This is a genomic window from Pseudomonas purpurea (genome assembly GCF_039908635.1).
Lineage (GTDB): Bacteria > Pseudomonadota > Gammaproteobacteria > Pseudomonadales > Pseudomonadaceae > Aquipseudomonas > Aquipseudomonas purpurea.
Window position 1 is genome coordinate 4,131,933 of sequence record NZ_CP150918.1, and the last position, 18,396, is coordinate 4,150,328.

General features: G+C 59.4%; 12 protein-coding genes and 4 tRNA genes. 5 read left to right on the plus strand and 11 right to left on the minus strand.

Going from position 1 to position 18,396, the window contains the following annotated elements; translation table 11 throughout:
• The first annotated feature begins 25 nt into the window (after positions 1–25).
• Positions 26–1,162 carry a catalase family protein gene (locus AABM54_RS18500; protein ID WP_347901456.1) on the plus strand — a complete coding sequence of 379 codons (1,137 nt, stop codon included), beginning with the start codon at positions 26–28 and terminating at the stop codon, positions 1,160–1,162.
• Between the two features lie 57 nt (positions 1,163–1,219).
• Here AABM54_RS18500 and AABM54_RS18505 read toward each other — a convergent pair whose 3' ends face one another.
• The 5 genes from AABM54_RS18505 to AABM54_RS18525 all read right to left on the minus strand — a co-directional run bounded on the left by AABM54_RS18505 (position 1,220) and on the right by AABM54_RS18525 (position 4,131).
• On the minus strand, positions 1,220–3,268 hold the full coding sequence (locus AABM54_RS18505) for a c-type cytochrome (RefSeq protein WP_347901457.1): 2,049 nt from the start codon (positions 3,266–3,268) through the stop codon (positions 1,220–1,222).
• Between the two features lie 333 nt (positions 3,269–3,601).
• A tRNA-Asp gene (locus AABM54_RS18510) sits at positions 3,602–3,678 on the minus strand.
• A gap of 19 nt (positions 3,679–3,697) precedes the next feature.
• Positions 3,698–3,773, minus strand: a tRNA-Val gene (locus tag AABM54_RS18515).
• Positions 3,774–3,959: 186 nt separating this feature from the next.
• Positions 3,960–4,036 (minus strand) — tRNA-Asp (locus AABM54_RS18520).
• Between the two features lie 19 nt (positions 4,037–4,055).
• A tRNA-Val gene (locus tag AABM54_RS18525) sits at positions 4,056–4,131 on the minus strand.
• A 159-nt stretch (positions 4,132–4,290) separates the two neighbouring features.
• Between AABM54_RS18525 and rdgC the strand changes: the two genes are divergently transcribed.
• The gene (rdgC, locus tag AABM54_RS18530; protein ID WP_347901458.1) at positions 4,291–5,211 is read left to right on the plus strand and encodes a recombination-associated protein RdgC; all 921 of its coding nucleotides are present in this window, start codon (positions 4,291–4,293) and stop codon (positions 5,209–5,211) included.
• A gap of 242 nt (positions 5,212–5,453) precedes the next feature.
• A complete protein-coding gene (gene sugE, locus AABM54_RS18535) occupies positions 5,454–5,768 on the plus strand; it encodes a quaternary ammonium compound efflux SMR transporter SugE (RefSeq protein ID WP_347901459.1) in 315 nt (104 codons plus the stop codon).
• A gap of 98 nt (positions 5,769–5,866) precedes the next feature.
• On the opposite strand, the gene AABM54_RS18540 is transcribed toward sugE, so the two are convergent.
• The 4 genes from AABM54_RS18540 to AABM54_RS18555 all read right to left on the minus strand — a co-directional run bounded on the left by AABM54_RS18540 (position 5,867) and on the right by AABM54_RS18555 (position 11,393).
• Positions 5,867–7,741 (minus strand): MFS transporter, encoded by a 1,875-nt coding sequence (locus tag AABM54_RS18540; protein WP_347901460.1) that lies wholly within the window; start codon positions 7,739–7,741, stop codon positions 5,867–5,869.
• 85 nt (positions 7,742–7,826) lie between these two features.
• Complete coding sequence (locus tag AABM54_RS18545) at positions 7,827–8,978, minus strand: TDT family transporter (RefSeq protein WP_347901461.1); 1,152 nt, start codon at positions 8,976–8,978, stop codon at positions 7,827–7,829.
• Positions 8,979–9,084: 106 nt separating this feature from the next.
• Positions 9,085–9,396: a cupin gene (locus AABM54_RS18550; protein ID WP_347906250.1), complete on the minus strand. Its 312-nt coding sequence runs from the start codon at positions 9,394–9,396 to the stop codon at positions 9,085–9,087.
• A 65-nt stretch (positions 9,397–9,461) separates the two neighbouring features.
• Positions 9,462–11,393, minus strand: coding sequence for a membrane-associated oxidoreductase (locus AABM54_RS18555; protein ID WP_347901462.1), 1,932 nt, complete (start codon positions 11,391–11,393; stop codon positions 9,462–9,464).
• A gap of 210 nt (positions 11,394–11,603) precedes the next feature.
• Between AABM54_RS18555 and AABM54_RS18560 the strand changes: the two genes are divergently transcribed.
• On the plus strand, positions 11,604–15,074 hold the full coding sequence (locus tag AABM54_RS18560; RefSeq protein ID WP_347901463.1) for a NahK/ErcS family hybrid sensor histidine kinase/response regulator: 3,471 nt from the start codon (positions 11,604–11,606) through the stop codon (positions 15,072–15,074).
• Positions 15,075–15,104: 30 nt separating this feature from the next.
• Here AABM54_RS18560 and rmuC read toward each other — a convergent pair whose 3' ends face one another.
• Both rmuC and AABM54_RS18570 read right to left on the minus strand, forming a co-directional pair.
• Positions 15,105–16,469, minus strand: a complete 1,365-nt coding sequence (rmuC, locus tag AABM54_RS18565) for a DNA recombination protein RmuC (RefSeq protein ID WP_347906252.1) — start codon at positions 16,467–16,469, stop codon at positions 15,105–15,107.
• Positions 16,470–16,644: 175 nt separating this feature from the next.
• Positions 16,645–16,968 (minus strand): sel1 repeat family protein, encoded by a 324-nt coding sequence (locus AABM54_RS18570; protein ID WP_347901464.1) that lies wholly within the window; start codon positions 16,966–16,968, stop codon positions 16,645–16,647.
• A gap of 1,023 nt (positions 16,969–17,991) precedes the next feature.
• Between AABM54_RS18570 and AABM54_RS18575 the strand changes: the two genes are divergently transcribed.
• Entirely contained in the window at positions 17,992–18,216 is a 225-nt protein-coding gene (locus AABM54_RS18575; protein ID WP_007898912.1) for a hypothetical protein, read from the plus strand.
• Positions 18,217–18,396: the final 180 nt, after the last annotated feature.

Sequence of the window (18,396 nt, forward strand, 5' to 3'; positions counted from 1 at the left end):
TCCCCATGACCAAAAGGACACACGCATGTTGACCACCCTTTGGCTGCGCATCGGCGCCTTCATCGCTAAGGCCTCGCTGTTACTGGCGGGCGTTGGCATGTTGGGCTGGGCAGTGGCGACGGCCGTGTTTGCCTGGCAACACCAGGGCCCGGTGTCGGTGGAAGAGCACATCCCCGACGGCGAGGCCGCGATGACTCAGGACATCATTCAGACGGCCGTGCGCATCGTCGACCAGCACCGGGACAACACTCGCTACCTGCGCGACGCTCACGCCAAGGCCCATGGCTGTGTGAAGGCCGAGATTCAGGTGTTACCGGACCTGCCGCCCGAACTGCGCCAAGGCGTGTTCGCCGACAGCGGAAAAACCTGGCAGGCGATCCTGCGCCTGTCCAACGGCAATGCCTATCCACAGTTCGACAGCATCCGCGACGCTCGGGGCATGGCGATCAAGTTGCTCGATGTACCAGGCAGCCAGTTACTCAAGGAGCAGCAGGGCCGTGGCGAGCAAGATTTCGTGATGTTCAATCATCCGAACTTCTTCGTCAGCGATGTTGCCGAATACCGTCAGAATGTGGCCGCGCAAGCCGATGGCAAGAAGGTGATGGCGTTTTTCCCCAGCGCTGACCCGCGCAGTTGGCAGGTTCGTCATCTGTTCATTGCCCTGTCGACACTGGCACCCGCCCCGGCCAGCCCAACGCAGACCACGTACTTTTCCGTCTCGCCTTACAAATTCGGCAAGGCCAACGTCAAGTTCCGCGTGGCACCTGACCCACAGAGCTGCCCGGCGTACGCGCTGCCAACGCAAAATCAGGCACTGCCGAACTTCCTGCGTGCGGCGCTGAATCAGCAACTGTCCACCGACCGGGTACCGGCCTGCTTTGTCTTGCAGATCCAGCGCCAGGACCCGAGCCAGTACATGCCCATCGAAGACACCAGTATCGAGTGGCGCGAAAGCGACGCACCGTTCGAGACCGTGGCACGCATCAAGGTTCCGGCCCAGGACTTCGACACGCCCGCGCAGAACCTGCACTGCGATAACCAGTCGTTCAATCCGTGGTTTGGCCTGGAAGACCATCGACCGATTGGCGGTATCAACCGGTTACGCAAAGCGGTGTACGACGCCGTCAGTGATTACCGTCACACCCGCAACGCCGAGCAGTAACGCCAGACCGGCCCCTGACGCGGTAAACGCGCCGGGGGCCAGGTTTTGCGCATCGCGTCAGTAACGCGCATCCACCGGTTTACCGCCGTTTGGCCAATCCTTCACCTTGTCCGGGAAGTCCGGTCGCGGTTGCTGCGAGAAGTAGTCCGCGACATCCACCGCCTCCTGATCGGACAACCCACCCTGCCCCAGCGGGAATTTCTCGTGAAAGCCGATCGGCATGTTGCGTTTGACGAAGGCCGCAGCGGTGTAGACCCGCGCCATGCCCGCGCCAATGTTGAACGACTCATCCCCCCAGAGCGGCGGGAACACCAGCGCCCCGTCGGCACGCTTCAAGCCTTCACCCTCGGCGCCGTGGCATACCGCGCACTGCTTGGCGTAGACCCGCTGACCGTTTTCCATGTCCGGCTTGAGCGCCGTGTCGACTTTGCCGACACCCCGCCCGGCAACTTTGTCCTCGGGTTTGGTGTTGAGCTTCATCCAGTCGAAATAGGCCACCATCGCCTGCATGTCAGTCGATTGCACGGGCAGCGGCTGGCCATTCATTGAACGCCTGAAACAGCCATTGATACGTTCCTGCAAGGTGATCTGCTTGCCCGCACGCGGTGCGTAACCGGGGAAGAACGCAGACACCCCGACAAACGGCGAACCATCGGCCACCGTGCCGGCGTTGAGGTGGCAACTGGTGCAGTTCAGCGAGTTGCCCACGTTGTCCGGCAGCAGCGCTTTGGTTTGCAGATGCAGGCGCATGCCGCGAACCACCTGGTCTGCATTGGGCGCCGCCAGCATGTCAGCCAGGCGCGGCGTCTCGAAGGTTGAGGAATCGGTGGTCGGGTTGAGCTGCGCGCGCATCTGTTTGACCTGGACAGCGCTGATCGCCGAGCCGCTGTTGCCCCAGTTGGAGCGCACGAAACTCAGGATCTCGGCGATTTCCTGATCCGAGAGCCGGGCAAAACCCGGCATCGTGTAGACCCGTGGATGCGTTGCTGTTTCTGCGGTTTTCCAGCCTGTGAGGGTGATGTGCAGCAGCGAGGCCGGGTTGGCCGAGGCCACGCTCGGGTTGCCTGCCAGCGGCGGGAACATTGCGTTCACCCCGCCGCCATCCGGGCGGTGGCAGTCGGCGCAAAATTGCGTGTAGCCCAATCCACCACGGCTGGTGAACAACGCTGCCGGAGGTTCGGTCGGGGTTCGCGGTTCAACCGGCATCGGCAGATCGTCTTTGCCGGCCGGCAGGGATTTGAGGTAAGTCGCGATGGCGGTCAAATCGCCGTCGGTGAAATGCTGGGTGCTGTGATGGATCACGTCCGCCATGTTGCCGGACACCGTGGCAAAACGATTCTGCCCGGTCTTGAGCAACTGAACGGTGTCCTCGACCGTCCACAGGTTACGCAGGCTGAGGGCGCGCCATTCTTCCACCGTTTCGCCTGCCAGGAAGTGCTTGCCGCTGGAACCGGCGTCGCTCATGGCCTTCTCCTGGAAGGCAATGCCACGCGGTGTGTGGCAGGCGCCGCAATGCCCCAGCCCCTGGACCAGGTACGCGCCACGGTTCACCGCGTCATCCTTGCCGGGGTCCGGTACAAAAGGCTGGCTGTCGACAAACATCTGGTTCCAGAACCACAACCCCCAGCGCTGATTGAACGGCCAGCTCATGTCCGCTTCCAGGTTGACCTGGCTGACTGGCGTCACCCCTTGCAGCAAATAGGCATAGAGGGCACGCATGTCCGTCTCGCTCATGTTCGCGTAAGACGGATAAGGCATCGCCGGGTACAGGTTGTCGCCCGCCGGGTTCACGCCTTCGCGCATCGCACGATCAAATTGCTCGAAGGTGTAGCGGCCAATTCCAGTGTCGGGGTCCGGCGTGATGTTGCTGGAGTACAGGGTGCCCATCGGCGTTTTCAGCTCCAGCCCCCCGGCCATGACCGCGCCGCCCTTGGCGGTGTGGCACGCGATGCAATCACCGAGCTGGGCAACGTACTTGCCCTGCTCGATGAGTGAACTGCCAGGGGTGACAGAAGCCGTTGCCGGGGTCGGCTCACTGGCGTGGAGTTGATGCACGAACAACAACGACGAGGCCAGAATGGCCAGCCGCGGCAGAGTCAAATCCATTGAAATATCCCTTTTCGGGACTGGCGCCGGGTGGTCCCGTTGGCCAGGTCCCTTTTCGTTTTTATAGGTTCATCAGGCAGAAAATTGGGCCACTCAGGTCCCACCTTCGTTGTAAAGGAATTGGCTTGGGCGGTCGTTGACGTGAATCAGGAGAGGTTCAGTTGCGCAGACGAGGCGCTCGGAGGGAGGGATTCGGGAGATACAGAGGCGGCTATCGACAACCGGACAGAAGGGAAAGCTACCGGGGGTTTATCAAATCCCGGACAGCAAAAAGCCCGCATTAAGCGGGCTTTCTGTGGTGACCTGGCGTTCAGCGTTCCAGGTTACCGAATATGGCGCAGCGGACGGGACTCGAACCCGCGACCCCCGGCGTGACAGGCCGGTATTCTAACCGACTGAACTACCGCTGCGCGTAGCGTTGAACGTAAATGGTGGGTGATGACGGGATCGAACCGCCGACATTCTGCTTGTAAGGCAGACGCTCTCCCAGCTGAGCTAATCACCCTTTACCTTCGTTGCGGGGCGCATTATGCCACAGAAATTCGTAAGGTGTTGATTTAATTGAAAAATAATTAAAAAAACTGAATTTCGATGAAACCGTGCACTTCGCATGGAACTCTTTACAGCAAAAAGCCCGCGTTAGCGGGCTTTCCGTGGTGACCTGGCGTTCAGCGTTCCAGGTTACCGAATATGGCGCAGCGGACGGGACTCGAACCCGCGACCCCCGGCGTGACAGGCCGGTATTCTAACCGACTGAACTACCGCTGCGCGTAACACTTGAAACGAATGGTGGGTGATGACGGGATCGAACCGCCGACATTCTGCTTGTAAGGCAGACGCTCTCCCAGCTGAGCTAATCACCCTTCGCTTCGGTGTGGCGCGCATTCTACGGAGCGACCCCACCTCTGGCAAGCACTTTTTTAAATAATTTTTACAAGCCTTCCAAAGGCTTAGCTGAGGGTTGGCCTATGACGCTTCGCGGAGAATAATGCGCTCCTTTGTATAAAGGAGAGACTCACCCCATGTGGTTCAAAAACCTGCTTATCTATCGCCTGACCCAAGATCTGCCTTTTGATGCTGAGGCGTTGGAAACCGCACTGGCGACCAAACCGGCGCGTGCCTGTGCAAGCCAGGAGTTGACCACCTACGGTTTCGTCGCGCCGTTCGGCAAAGGCGAAGACGCTCCGCTGGTGCACATCAGCCAGGACTTCCTGCTGATCGCTGCCCGTAAAGAAGAACGCATTCTGCCGGGCAGCGTTGTGCGTGACGCGCTCAAGGAAAAGGTCGAAGAGATCGAAGCCGAGCAAATGCGCAAGGTCTACAAGAAGGAGCGTGATCAGCTCAAGGATGAAATCATCCAGGCGTTCCTGCCGCGTGCCTTTATCCGCCGCTCGGCCACCTTCGCCGCCATCGCGCCAAAACAGGGCCTGATTCTGGTGAACTCGGCCAGCCCGAAACGCGCCGAAGACCTGCTCTCCACCCTGCGTGAAGTGGTCGGTTCGTTGCCGGTACGCCCACTGACCGTAAAAATGGCCCCGACCGCGACCATGACTGAATGGGTCACCACCCAGAAAGCTGCGGACGACTTCTTTGTACTGGACGAGTGCGAGCTGCGCGACACCCACGAAGACGGCGGCATCGTGCGCTGCAAGCGCCAGGACCTGACCAGCGAAGAAATCCAGTTGCACCTGAGCACCGGCAAAGTCGTCACTCAGTTGTCGCTGGCCTGGCAGGACAAGTTGTCGTTCATGCTCGACGACAAGATGACCGTCAAACGCCTGAAGTTCGAAGACCTGTTGCAGGATCAGGCGGAACAGGACGGTGGCGACGAAGCCTTGGGCCAACTCGACGCCAGCTTCACCCTGATGATGCTGACCTTCGGCGAGTTCCTCCCGGCGCTGGTTGAAGCACTGGGCGGGGAAGAGATACCGCAAGGTATCTAAAGGTGACATCTACTGTGGGAGCAGGCTTGCTCCCACAGTTGTTTTGTGGCTGCACCGAGCGCGCTGTTCAGCGTTTGGCACACTATTTCGGGGGCGTCGCTCTCGACGTTCTTTTACTGCATGAGCGAAAACTTGATCCGCGAATTGATAATGGGCACTCTACGAGCCAACGCGGGGACGACCTCGCGGCTCGATCGAGTTATCAATCAGGGGACGGCCCCGTCAATCGATGGAGGTTTTTCATGTCCTGGATCATTCTGTTTTTCGCCGGCCTGTTTGAAGTGGGCTGGGCTGTCGGCCTGAAATACACCGACGGTTTCAGCCGCCCTCTCCCCACCGCCCTGACCATCATTGCCATGGCCATCAGCCTCGGCTTGCTGGGCCTGGCGATGAAGGAACTGCCGCTGGGCACAGCCTACGCGATCTGGACCGGTGTCGGCGCGGTCGGCACGGTCATCGCCGGGATCATCCTGTTTGGCGAGTCCATGGCGCTGTTCCGGCTGGCCAGCGTTGCGCTGATCATTGCCGGGTTGATCGGGCTTAAGGTCAGCACTTAGGCCTATACCGTCTTCGCGAGCAAGCTCGCTCCCACATGTGACCGTGGTTCCCTGTGGGGGCGGGCTTGATCCGGCGAAGAGGCCCGCATACTCACCGACTATCTGACGGTCCCGCGCAACTCGCCTACCAACGCTTGCAACTGCGCCGGCTGAGCCGCCTCGACCGGCACCGCCGCGCCAGCGACCAAGGTCACCCGCGACCACAGCCGATGGAACAGGCCCTTGTTCGGGTCGCGACTGAAGAAGCTCCCCCACAACCCCTGCAACGCCAACGGAATCACCGGCACCGGGGTTTCTTCGAGAATCCGCGTCAGCCCGCCCTTGAATTCATTGATCTCACCGTCGGCGGTCAACTTGCCCTCAGGGAAAATGCACACCAGCTCACCGTCCTTCAGGTACTGGGCGATACGCTTGAAGGCTTTTTCATAAATCTGAATGTCCTCCTGGCGCCCGGCAATCGGAATCGTCCCGGCCGTGCGGAAGATGAAGTTGAGCACCGGCAGGTTGTAGATTTTGTAATACATCACAAAGCGAATCGGCCGACGCACCGCACCGCCAATCAACAGCGCATCCACAAACGACACATGGTTGCAGACCAGCAACGCGGCACCTTCGTCCGGGATCGCCTCCAGGTTGCGGTGCTGCACGCGGTACATGGAATGGCTGAGCAGCCAGATCATGAAACGCATGCTGAATTCAGGAACGATTTTGAAGATGTAGGCGTTGACGCCAATGTTCAGCAGCGAGATCACCAGGAACAGCTGCGGGATCGACAGCTTGGCAACGCTCAGCAGCACAATGGAGAACACTGCCGAGATCACCATGAACAACGCATTGAGAATGTTGTTCGCCGCAATCACCCGGGCGCGCTCATGCACGGGCGTGCGCGACTGGATCAGCGCATACAACGGCACGATGTAGAAACCACCGAAGATCCCCAGCCCGAGAATATCGATCAGCACCCACCAGGCTTCGTGGTAACCGAGCACCACCAGCCAGTCGTTCGCCAGGACGTTTTGCGGCACCGCCCCCGAATGCCACCACAGCAGCAGCCCGAACACCGTCAGGCCGAAAGAGCCGAACGGCACCAGACCGATCTCGACCTTACGCCCGGAGAGCTTTTCGCACAGCATCGAACCCAGGGCGATGCCCACCGAAAACACCGTGAGGATCAGCGTCACCACGGTTTCGTCACCGTGCATCCAGTCTTTGGCGTAGGCCGGAATCTGCGTCAGGTAGATGCCGCCCATGAACCAGAACCACGAGTTACCGACAATCGAGCGCGACACCGCAGGCGTTTGCTTGAGCCCCAACTGCAAGGTGGCCCAGGACTGGGTGAAGATGTTCCAGTTCAACCGCAGTTCAGGAGTCGAGGCGGCAGCGCGGGGAATGCTGCGACTGGCCAGGTAACCGAGCACGGCCACCGCCACGATCGCCACCGAGACAATGGGCGCGTAATGCGTCGAGGACATCATGACCCCGGCGCCAATGGTCCCCGCGAGAATCGCCAGGAACGTGCCCATCTCCACCAGACCGTTGCCGCCGACCAACTCGTCTTCGTGCAAGGTCTGGGGCAGGATCGAATACTTGACCGGGCCGAACAGCGCCGAGTGGGTGCCCATGGCGAACAGCGTCACCAGCATCAGCGACAGGTGATCGAAGACAAACCCGACAGCGCCCACCGCCATAATGGCGATTTCACACAGCTTGATCAGGCGGATCAACGAATCCTTGGCGAACTTCTCGCCAAACTGCCCGGCCAGCGCCGAGAACAGAAAGAACGGCAGGATGAACAACATCGAGCACAGATTGACCCAAATCGAACGGTCGCCCTCGATGGCCAGCTTGTAGAGGATGGCGAGGATCAGCGACTGCTTGAAGAGGTTGTCGTTGAACGCCCCGAGGGACTGCGTGACAAAAAACGGCAGGAAACGCCGTGTGCGAAGCAAGGTGAATTGCGAAGGGTGACTCATCGTCCATGTCCCTGAGTGGCCTGGAGGTTGTTATTGAAATGTCGAAAGACCATCCAGGGACAAAAGCTTACCTAATCTTTGCCGATTATTTCTTTAATCCTGCGATGCACGGCGAAACAAACAACTCACCGCGCCAGGCGCCCTGCACCGTACGCACGGACACAAGCAGCCACATCAGCGCCAGCGCCACCACCAACACGCTGCCAAAAATACTGAAAAACGTCAGGTTCAAGGTACTGGCGAGCTTCAGCGTCGCCAGGGAATACACACCCAGCGGGAAGGTAAAGCCCCACCAGCCGAGGTTGAACGGGATCCCGGCGCGCAGATAACGCAAGGTGATCAGCACGGCCATCAACATCCACCACAAGCCAAAACCCCACAGGGTGATCCCGGCCACCAACCCCAGGCCAGCGGCGATTTCGCCAACACCCGGCAAGCCATTGGCTGCGAAGATCGCCGGCGCGTCACTGCCCAGCAGCAACATGCCCAACGCCCCGGTGCCAATCGGCCCCAACGCCAACCAACTCGACGCGGCCATGTTTTCGTGAGGCAGTTTATGCAGGGCCATGCGCAACAGGAGGATGGTCAGGATGCTGAAGGCCACCGGTAGCGAGAACGCCCAGAGTACGTAACTGGTTGTCAGCACCACCAGTTGGGCATGCGCGTCGGTCAGGTGCGGCGCCAGCAAACCACCACTGGCCGCGGCAACTTCCGCCGCCACCACCGGCAACAGCCAAACGGCGGTCATCTGGTCGATGCTGTGTTCCTGGCGGGTGAACATCAGGTAGGGAATCAACACGCCGCAGGCCAGCGACAGGGCGACATCCAGCCACCAGAGCACCTCGGCCACGTGCACCACGCCCTCACCCCAGCGCGGCAGGCCAAACAGCAAAAAGCCATTGATGATGGTCGCCAGCCCCATGGGAATCGTGCCGAAGAACATCGACACCGTGGAGTGACCGAAAATCCGCCGCGCCTCATCAAAGAAAAACGCCCAGCGCGCCGCATACAGCGAGCTGAACAGCAGAAACAGGAAGATATTGAACATCCACAAACCTTCGGCGAAGGCATGCAGGCCGGGAATCGACACCGGCAGTTGGGCGAGCGCCAGGGCCAGCACCCCGGTGCCCATGGTGGCGGCAAACCAGTTGGGGGTGAACTGGCGGACGACTTCACGGGGGTGCTGCAAATGGCTCAATGGCCGAAGGCCGGGTTTGACGCTGTTGGGGCATGACATGGCGAACTCCTCTCCTCTGGTGAGGTAGCGCCTATGGTAGAACTGAATCGAATATCTATATAACGGGTAATATCTCTATCTGTTATCTACTTTATAGATATACCGATCAAACGCTGCCTTCGCTTTCGATCACCAGCACCCGCGCCGCGCCTTGAGGATGAGCCACATGCTCAGTGCCGACCTGCGCGTAAAAGATGTCGCCCACCTCAAGCATAGCCGCGTGCTCGACACCGTTTTCCCGGTAGCGCATCTGCACTTGGCCATCGAGCACCACGAACACTTCCTGGCCATCGTTGGTGTGCCATTTGTAGGGCTGATCGGTCCAGTGCAACCGGGTGGTGATGCCGTTCATGTTGGCGATATCCAGCGCTGCCCAGGCGCGCTCGCCGGTGAAGCTTTTACTGCGGATGATGCGCATGAAAAACCCCATGGATTGGCCCATGATTTCTGCCATGGGCCGTGGATCAAAACATCTGCCGGATACTACTCCTTGCGACGCGCCAGACCGGAAACAATGGCCACAAACAATAGACTGAACCCCCATCCTGCAAGAATTTCGCACCACATGACAAACCGTACGATTCGCTTGACGCTGACGACGGCCTTTAACTTATCCAAAAGGTTGGCTTTCGGGGTCTCGATCAGCGGCGCCCAATCGTTCTCTTGGTGCAAGTCGACCAGCGGTAACAGTAAATCCAGAGAAAACGCGATAGGACTGAAGCCGGTGTATTCCTCACGCAAGGCCTCGCATAGATACCAATTACCCTCCTCCCGGTACTCGACAGGCAGCTCCGCTGGCCGTCGATCATGACGCTTGGCCAGCCACACTTGCTCCCGGTCGGGACGGCAGGTTTCATAGGCTTCATTCTGAAACACCAATGGATTGCTCGGCGCAAAGACGCCGCCGAAACTGGCCGCCGTCCAGTAGATAGCAGTGCAAAAAACCCAAACCAGCAGGAACCATTGCAGTAATAACATCGGTCGGTAGCCGAACCCGGTCAGGTGGCCATACGCGGCGTGCAGAAACCTCGAGCCCTTGGAGTAAAAAAAGCGGCGCCAAGGCTTCCAATTTTCTGGTGTCTGGCCAATCAAGCCGTACTCGCGCAGACAGTTTTCGTACTCAATACCGATTTCACGCGCTTCCTCAGTACGGCCCATGTTCTCCAATACCCGCTGCAGATGCCGCCAGGGTTGTGGCCGAAAGGATTGCGCCGAGGATTCGGGCTCTGCCTCGTCTCGCTTGAAGCTAGCCTTTTGTTTTTTCAACCAGTCCATCCGTTCCCCAACGGCCATGGACTTGTAAACATCAATGAAGTCGTAAACAAAACCATTGAGGACTGGATGCTCTCCCCAGGACTTGGCGTCATCATTGAGGATTGACACCTTGGCTCCGACAAGTGAAATAGCCTTGGGGGGCACCTCAAAGTTTCGCAAATACAGCGTGCCCTTGACATGCATTTCAGCGGCCATGATTTCCTCGACGCTAGCGCCGTCGAGCTCAACATTGCCGTCGACTTCCAGCCCCAACAAGTTCAGGCGTCCAATGACTTTGAACCCCTTATTCAAAAGCACATTGTTACGGACAAATCCTCGTTCAAGCGTTAATGCAGGGTCTTTTCCAACATGGCTGAACTGAGCTCCCAAGCAACTCAACTGATTGAGAATTTTCACACCTAACAAATTTACGGTGCCAACAGCGCAAAACCCCATTCGAAGAAACACCGAGCCATTAATGACAGCGCTATCAAGGGTCAGAGCAACACCCTCTTCAACCGTAAAACGGCTGTTTGCACAATTAAAGTTTCCCCCAACCGTTGCAGACGCGAAGCTCACCAGCCCAATTGCCGAAAACCCGCGAGTCAAAAAAATACCGGCTCTTACTTCGACAGCCTCTGCCAAAAGGGCTGCCTTACCTTCGCCTTCGAGCTTCGTACCCTCACAATTCAGTTGGTCCGAAATACGTGCAGCCCCAATATTGATGACTCCTTGAGTACGCACACGAATAAATGCCAGGTTTCCGTCAACGACCATTGACTGGCCAAAAAACGAGGTCAGTGCACAGTCTTTAAAAGCAACAGAATGCTCAAATCGTGACTCCCAAAACTTGAGTGGGCTCTCAAACCGACAACTTTCGAACAGCAATGCAGACTTGATAATTGCCTGTGATAAATCGAGAGTGCCTTGGATAAATGCTCCTCGCAGGTGGAGCCCCCGTCCATAGCCAAGGACTCTTGAAGAGTCTTCCAACAGCAAAAACCGGATGAACTCTGCTCTAACGGTGTCTGCGTCAGTTGCCGACGCTGGCAGCTCCTCACTGACGTTGGCGGCCCCTCCACTCCTGCACCCCGTCAGCAAACACTTCTCCGCAATACTCAACTCTCCAAAATCACTTATCGAGCGTCCGAGCGGGTTCATTCCGAGTTCCTTTAATTATTCAGGTCGGGGCCTACCGGGCACCGCTGGCGCCGTCATGGTAAGTAACAGACTCTATGCCATCAATGAGCAATTCCCATAGCCTGCGACACCCCGCCACCCCACGACCTTGGTCGACACTGACGAACCCCGGGCATCGTGCGAGACTGTCAGGCCGGTCGCAGGTCCGGGTGTCTTTTGTCTGGAGTTTCCATGTCGCTTTCCAGCGGGCTGATCGCCGCCGTCGCCCTGGCCTATATGGCCATCATGTTCGCCATCGCCTTCTACGGCGACCGTCGCAGCACCCCGTTGCCGCCGCGCATGCGTGCGTGGGTCTATAGCCTGTCGCTGGCCGTCTATTGCACCAGTTGGACCTTTTTTGGCGCCGTGGGCCAGGCCGCCGAACAGCTTTGGTCGTTCCTGCCGATTTACCTGGGGCCGATCCTGTTGCTGGTGTGCGCACCGTGGGTCCTGCAAAAAATGGTGATGATCAGCAAGCAGGAGAACATCACCTCGATTGCCGACTTCATCGCCGCCCGCTACGGCAAATCCCAATCCCTGGCCGTGGTGGTGGCGCTGATCTGCCTGGTCGGCGTGCTGCCTTACATCGCCTTGCAGCTCAAGGGCATCGTGCTCGGCGTCAACCTGCTGATCGGCGCGGGCGCCGACGCCATGGGCACCCGCGCCCAGGACACGGCGCTGATCGTGTCGCTGATTCTGGCGTTGTTCACCATTGTCTTCGGTACCCGCAACCTCGACGCCACCGAACACCACCGGGGCATGGTGCTGGCGATTGCATTCGAGTCGCTGGTCAAGCTGTTCGCGTTCCTCGCGGTCGGTGCGTTCGTCACTTATGGCCTGTACGACGGGTTCGACGACTTGTTCGATCAGGCCATGCTCGCGCCGCGCCTGGAGCAATACTGGAAAGAAACCATCAACTGGCCATCGATGGTGGTGCAGACCGGCGTGGCGATGATGGCGATCATCTGCCTGCCCCGGCAGTTCCATGTGACCGTGGTGGAGAACATCGAACCCCAGGACCTGCGCCTGGCCAAATGGGTGTTTCCGGCCTATCTGGCCCTGGCTGCGCTGTTCGTGGTGCCGATTGCCCTCGCCGGGCAAATGCTGCTGCCCAGCTCCGTGCTGCCAGACTCGTTCGTGATCAGCCTGCCGCTGGCACAGGCCCACCCGGCACTGGCGCTGCTGGCGTTCATCGGCGGCGCGTCGGCCGCCACCGGCATGGTGATCGTGGCCAGCGTGGCGTTGTCGACCATGGTCTCCAACGACATGCTGCTGCCCTGGCTGCTGCGGCGCAAAAACGCCGAGCGGCCGTTCGAAGTGTTCCGCTACTGGATGCTTTCGGTGCGCCGCGTGAGCATCGTGGTGATTCTGCTGCTGGCCTATGTCGCCTATCGCCTGCTCGGCTCAACCGCCAGCCTGGCGACCATCGGCCAGATCGCCTTCGCCGCCGTGACCCAACTGGCACCCGCCATGCTCGGCGCGCTGTACTGGAAACAGGCCAACCGCCGTGGCGTGTTTGCCGGCCTCGCCGCCGGGACCTTCCTGTGGTTTTACACCTTGATTCTGCCGATTGCCGCCCATAGCCTCGGCTGGCCCCTCAGCAGTTTTCCGGGGCTGGCATGGTTGCACAGCAACCCGCTGAACCTGCCGATCACCCCGCTGACCCAAGGCGTAGTGCTGTCGCTGGCCGGCAACTTCACGCTGTTCGCCTGGGTCTCGGTGCTGTCGCGTACGCGGGTCTCGGAGCACTGGCAGGCCGGGCGATTCATTGGCCAGGAAATCAGCGCCCGACCGAGCGCCCGCTCAATGCTGGCGGTGCAAATCGACGACTTGCTGCAATTGGCGGCACGGTTTGTCGGTGAAGAACGGGCACGCCAGAGCTTTATCCGCTTCGCTTATCGCCAGGGTAAAGGCTTCAATCCCAACCAGAACGCCGACGGCGAATGGATCGCCCACACCGAACGCCTGCTCGCCGGTGTGCTGGGCGCCTCGTCAACCCGCGCCGTGGTGAAAGCCGCCATCGAAGGCCGGGAAATGCAGCTTGAGGACGTGGTACGGATCGCCGACGAAGCGTCGGAAGTGCTGCAATTCAACCGAGCCCTGCTGCAAGGCGCGATTGAAAACATCACCCAAGGCATCAGCGTGGTCGACCAGTCGCTGAAACTGGTGGCCTGGAACCGGCGCTATCTGGAGCTGTTCAACTACCCGGACGGGCTGATCAGCGTCGGCCGGCCGATTGCCGACATCATTCGCTACAACGCCGAGCGTGGCCTGTGCGGCCCCGGCGAGGCGCAAGTGCATGTCGCCCGGCGCTTGCACTGGATGCGTCAGGGCCGCGCGCATACCTCTGAACGGTTGTTCCCCAATGGCCGGGTGATCGAACTGATCGGCAACCCGATGCCGGGCGGCGGTTTCGTCATGAGTTTCACCGACATCACCGCGTTCCGCGAAGCCGAGCAAGCGCTGACCGAGGCCAACGAAGGGCTGGAGCGACGGGTCACCGAGCGCACCCATGAACTGTCGCAACTGAACGTCGCGCTGACCGAAGCCAAGGGCACCGCCGAGTCGGCCAACCAGTCGAAAACCCGCTTTCTGGCGGCGGTCAGCCATGACCTGATGCAGCCCTTGAACGCCGCACGACTGTTCTCGGCCGCCCTCTCCCACCAGGACGACAGCTTTTGCGCCGAAGCCCAGAAACTGGTGCAGCACCTGGACAGTTCGCTGCGCTCGGCCGAAGACCTGATCAGCGACTTGCTGGATATCTCACGCCTGGAAAACGGCAAGATCAACCCGGACCGCAAACCGTTCGTGCTGAACGAACTGTTCGACATTCTCGGCGCGGAGTTCAAGGCACTGGCGCAGGAGCAGGGCCTGAAATTTCGCCTGCGCGGTAGCCGGTTGCGGGTCGACAGCGACATCAAGCTGCTGCGCCGCGTGCTGCAAAACTTTTTGACCAACGCCTTCCGCTACGCCAAAGGCCCGGTGCTGCTGGGTGTCCGGCGCCAGGACGATCAGTTGTGCCTGGAAGTCTGGGATCGCGGACCGGGGATTCCGGAAGACAAGCGCCAGGTGATTTTCGAAGAGTTCAAGCGCCTCGACAGCCACCAGACCCGCGCCGAAAAAGGTTTGGGACTGGGCCTGGCGATTGCCGACGGGCTCTGCCGGGTGCTCGGCCATCGGCTGCAAGTGCGTTCGTGGCCGGGCCGGGGCAGCGTGTTCAGTGTCTGCGTGCCTCTGGCGCGCGCGCAAACCAGCGCGCCCAAGCAGGCGGCCGAGTTGAACGGCGCATTGCCGAACGGTGCCCAGGTACTGTGCATCGACAACGAAGACAGCATTCTGATCGGCATGAACAGCCTGCTCACGCGCTGGGGCTGTCAAGTCTGGACAGCGCGCAACCGCGAGGAATGCGCGGCGCTGCTGGGCGACGGCGTGCGCCCGCATTTGGCGCTGGTGGATTATCACCTCGACGACGGTGAAACCGGGACCGAACTCATGGCCTGGCTGCGCACGCAACTGGGCGAACCGGTGCCGGGCGTTGTGATCAGTGCTGATGGCCGGCCGGAGATGGTTGCCCAAGTGCATGCGGCGGGCCTCGATTACCTGCCGAAACCGGTTAAACCAGCAGCATTGCGAGCGTTGTTGAGTCGGCATTTGCCGTTGTGAATACGGCCTGGAGGTCGGCCACAAAAGCCGCTATTCAGGCAACTCAGCCAAGCCGTCGGCATCCGTCATCGCCCGCTCCAGCAGGTCCGCGGGCAGGCTCTTGCTCGCACGGGCACCGAGCAGCTTGAGTTGCTCGCTGCGGCTGACCAGGTTGCCGCGTCCTTCTGTCAGTTTGTTACGGGCAGCACTGTAGGCCTTGTCCAGTTGCTGCAAGCGATTGCCGACCTCATCCAGATCCTGAATGAACAACACGAACTTGTCGTATAACCACCCGGCACGCTCGGCGATTTCCCGGGCATTCTGGCTCTGGCGCTCCTGCTTCCACAGGCTGTCGATCACCCGCAACGTCGCCAGCAAAGTGGTCGGGCTGACGATCACGATATTGCGGTCGAACGCTTCCTGAAACAGCGTCGGCTCACCCTGCAACGCGGCGGAAAACGCCGCTTCGATCGGAACGAACAGCAAGACAAAATCGAGGCTGTGCAAGCCGTCCAGGCGTTTGTAGTCCTTACCGGCCAGGCCTTTGACGTGATTGCGCAGGGACAGCACGTGTTGCTTGAGGGCCGCTTGGCCGATCTGTTCGTCGTCGGCCGCGACATACTGTTGATAGGCGGTGAGGCTGACCTTGGAGTCGACCACCACCTGCTTGTCGCCGGGCAGATAGATGATGACGTCGGGCTGGAAACGCTCGCCATCCGGCCCCTTGAGGTTGACCTGAGTCTGGTACTCGCGCCCCTTCTCCAGGCCGGCATGCTCAAGAACACGCTCAAGGATCAACTCGCCCCAGTTGCCCTGGGTTTTCTGGCCCTTGAGTGCGCGAGTCAGGTTGGTCGCTTCGTCGCTCAAACGCAGGTTCAACTGCTGCAAGCGCTCCAGCTCCTTGGCCAGGGAGAAACGCTCGCGGGCTTCGGCCTGATAGCTTTCTTCCACACGTTTTTCGAAGGACTGAATACGTTCTTTCAACGGGTCGAGCAATTGCCCGAGGCGCTGCTGACTGGTTTCGGCAAACCGCTGTTCGCGCTCATCGAAGATCTTCCCGGCCAGCTCGGCGAACTGTGCCCGCAGCTCGTCTCGCGAACCTTGCAAGTCACTGAGGCGCTGCTGATGACTGTCCTGCTGTTCGCGCAGCTCGGCGTTGAGCGAGGCAGTCTGGGCGTCCAGCTGACGCAACTCGGCCTCTTTGCTGCTGCGCTCCAGATTCCAGGCGTGGGCCGCATCGCGGGCGTTGTCGCGCTCGATCTGCAACAACTCGACTTCACGATTCACCGCCGCCAGATCGGCCTGTTTGGCCGCGTTGGCCTGCCCCAGATCACTGATCTCATCGCGGCAGGCATCGAGTTGCGCATTGAGGCCGTCCTGCGCCAGTTGGGCCGTGCTCAGGCGCTCTTCAAGCAGGGCCAGGTCAGCCTGGCTGGCGCTCATGCGCCGCTGCAGTTGCCAGGCCAGTGCCAACAGTGGCAACGCCGCGCCTGCCAGACCGAGCAGCACACTGGTCAAGTCCATAGCCATGGCGACTCCTGCCGATGAGATAAAGCTTGAAGGTTAACCAAGCCGTGCAAGCTTGGACAGCTCAGTCTTCGATCCGACCGAGTTCCTGCTGGGCGCGCCGGTCGCCCGCTCGAGCGGCCTGGCGCAGCAGGTCCTGGCCGATCCGACGGTCCCGTGCATTGCCGCACTCGCGGCACATCAACTGGCCCAAGCGACTTTGCGCAGCCACCACACCTTCACGCGCAGGCTGCTTGAGCAAGCGCCCGGCAAAATGCTTGACGTTGTGGTTATCGCCCAGGGTCGGGCTGTCGAGCAGCCACTCGGCGACACGCAGGGAGAATCGTTTGGGTGGGGTAACACCAGTGGGTGCAGCGGTAGCAGAGGTTGATGCTGAGCGAAACTTCATAAAGCACTGTGAGGCAGATCAGAAGGCGCGCCACTCTACTCCTTTTTTCGTACGGGTAAAGGCGAAAAAAACCCGGCACGCCCGTGCTAGAGCAAGCGCTCGGGACAATCCACAGAAGCTGTGGATAACTCAGTGGACAACCGCCCCTGAACTCGCCACAAGCCCTGTGGAATGGGGCCCGCAGTCAAACTGACGATTTTTTCACCAGTAAAAAAAACCGATGTTTTTCATTGACTTAAATTTTCAGTACAGGCACCCACTGCCGCTGAGGGCCAGATGACAGTGCGGTGACGATCCGCGCAACTAATGTGCACAAGTCCTGTTGAGGTGGTTATATCGGTGCACATTTTTCGCACACTGATGGAAAATGCGGGCCTCAAGGTGGGGCATACCCAGATCGAGCCCCCTTCGCACTTCCATGGTCGTGAAGCCATGACCGGCCGACCAACGGCAAGCAGGCACCTTCAGCCTCCGTGAAGCCCTCGGTCTTAGGGGCTCGCCACCTTTCATCGGCGCATAGCCCAGGCCGTTTTTTTACGACATCACGAATCTTTTTTGCCTAACACACTTCCTTTCTCAAATTCAAACCGTTAGTATCCGCGGCGTTAGTACCAAGCTGAAAGTCAATTCTGGTCGAACAAATCTCCACGGTCAGCCTTCCCTAAAGAGAAGCCTCTACCGACAACGCGGGATCGACCACCTCGATGGTTTCCAGGTAAACCTTGCGTCAACACTGCCTTTGAATCGAATGCAAAGGGTGTTGCGAAGCTCACTTACTCTGACCGAACCAACCTGCATATTGATCAGGATCTTCACCCCGGGCCCAGAACCTTTGCCCTTGATGTGTTGCCTGCCCTCCTAAGTACCTACCTGCCGGCCCAAGCGCGCAAAAATCAAAGCGCTTCAAACTGGCTGCTTTGTTCCAGTCGGGTTCTTCGTTCGACCAATGGTGGTCGACGTTACTGGAACGTTTTAACGTTGCACGGTTCTTATCCGTGTCATTTGCAGGAACATCTAATAACTATGTCGACTCAAATCCACACTCAGGATGCCATTCGCACCCTAACCAACGCTTTTGCACCAATGAACTGCCTGATCATGGCCGCTCGCAAAGGCTGCTTCAGCTTCACCCTGGTCAACGAACACGGCATCGCCCGTCACAGCGAACGCCTGTACCCCGATCAATACTCCAGCGCAGAGCCGCTGCAGGCCGTGATCGAGCGTACCCGTCAGGCACTGGTTGCCTGAGACGCCAGAAAGGCTGAAAACCTCAAAAGCCCTGCCCAACAAGCAGGGCTTTTTATTGCCCGATATTTCTCTTTGCGCTGAAACGACCCTAAGTACGAACCGATATAACGGTTATAACTCGCAGCCGAAAATATTTTAAATACAGTCCTTTACAGCTCGAATATGACACTACACTTCAAC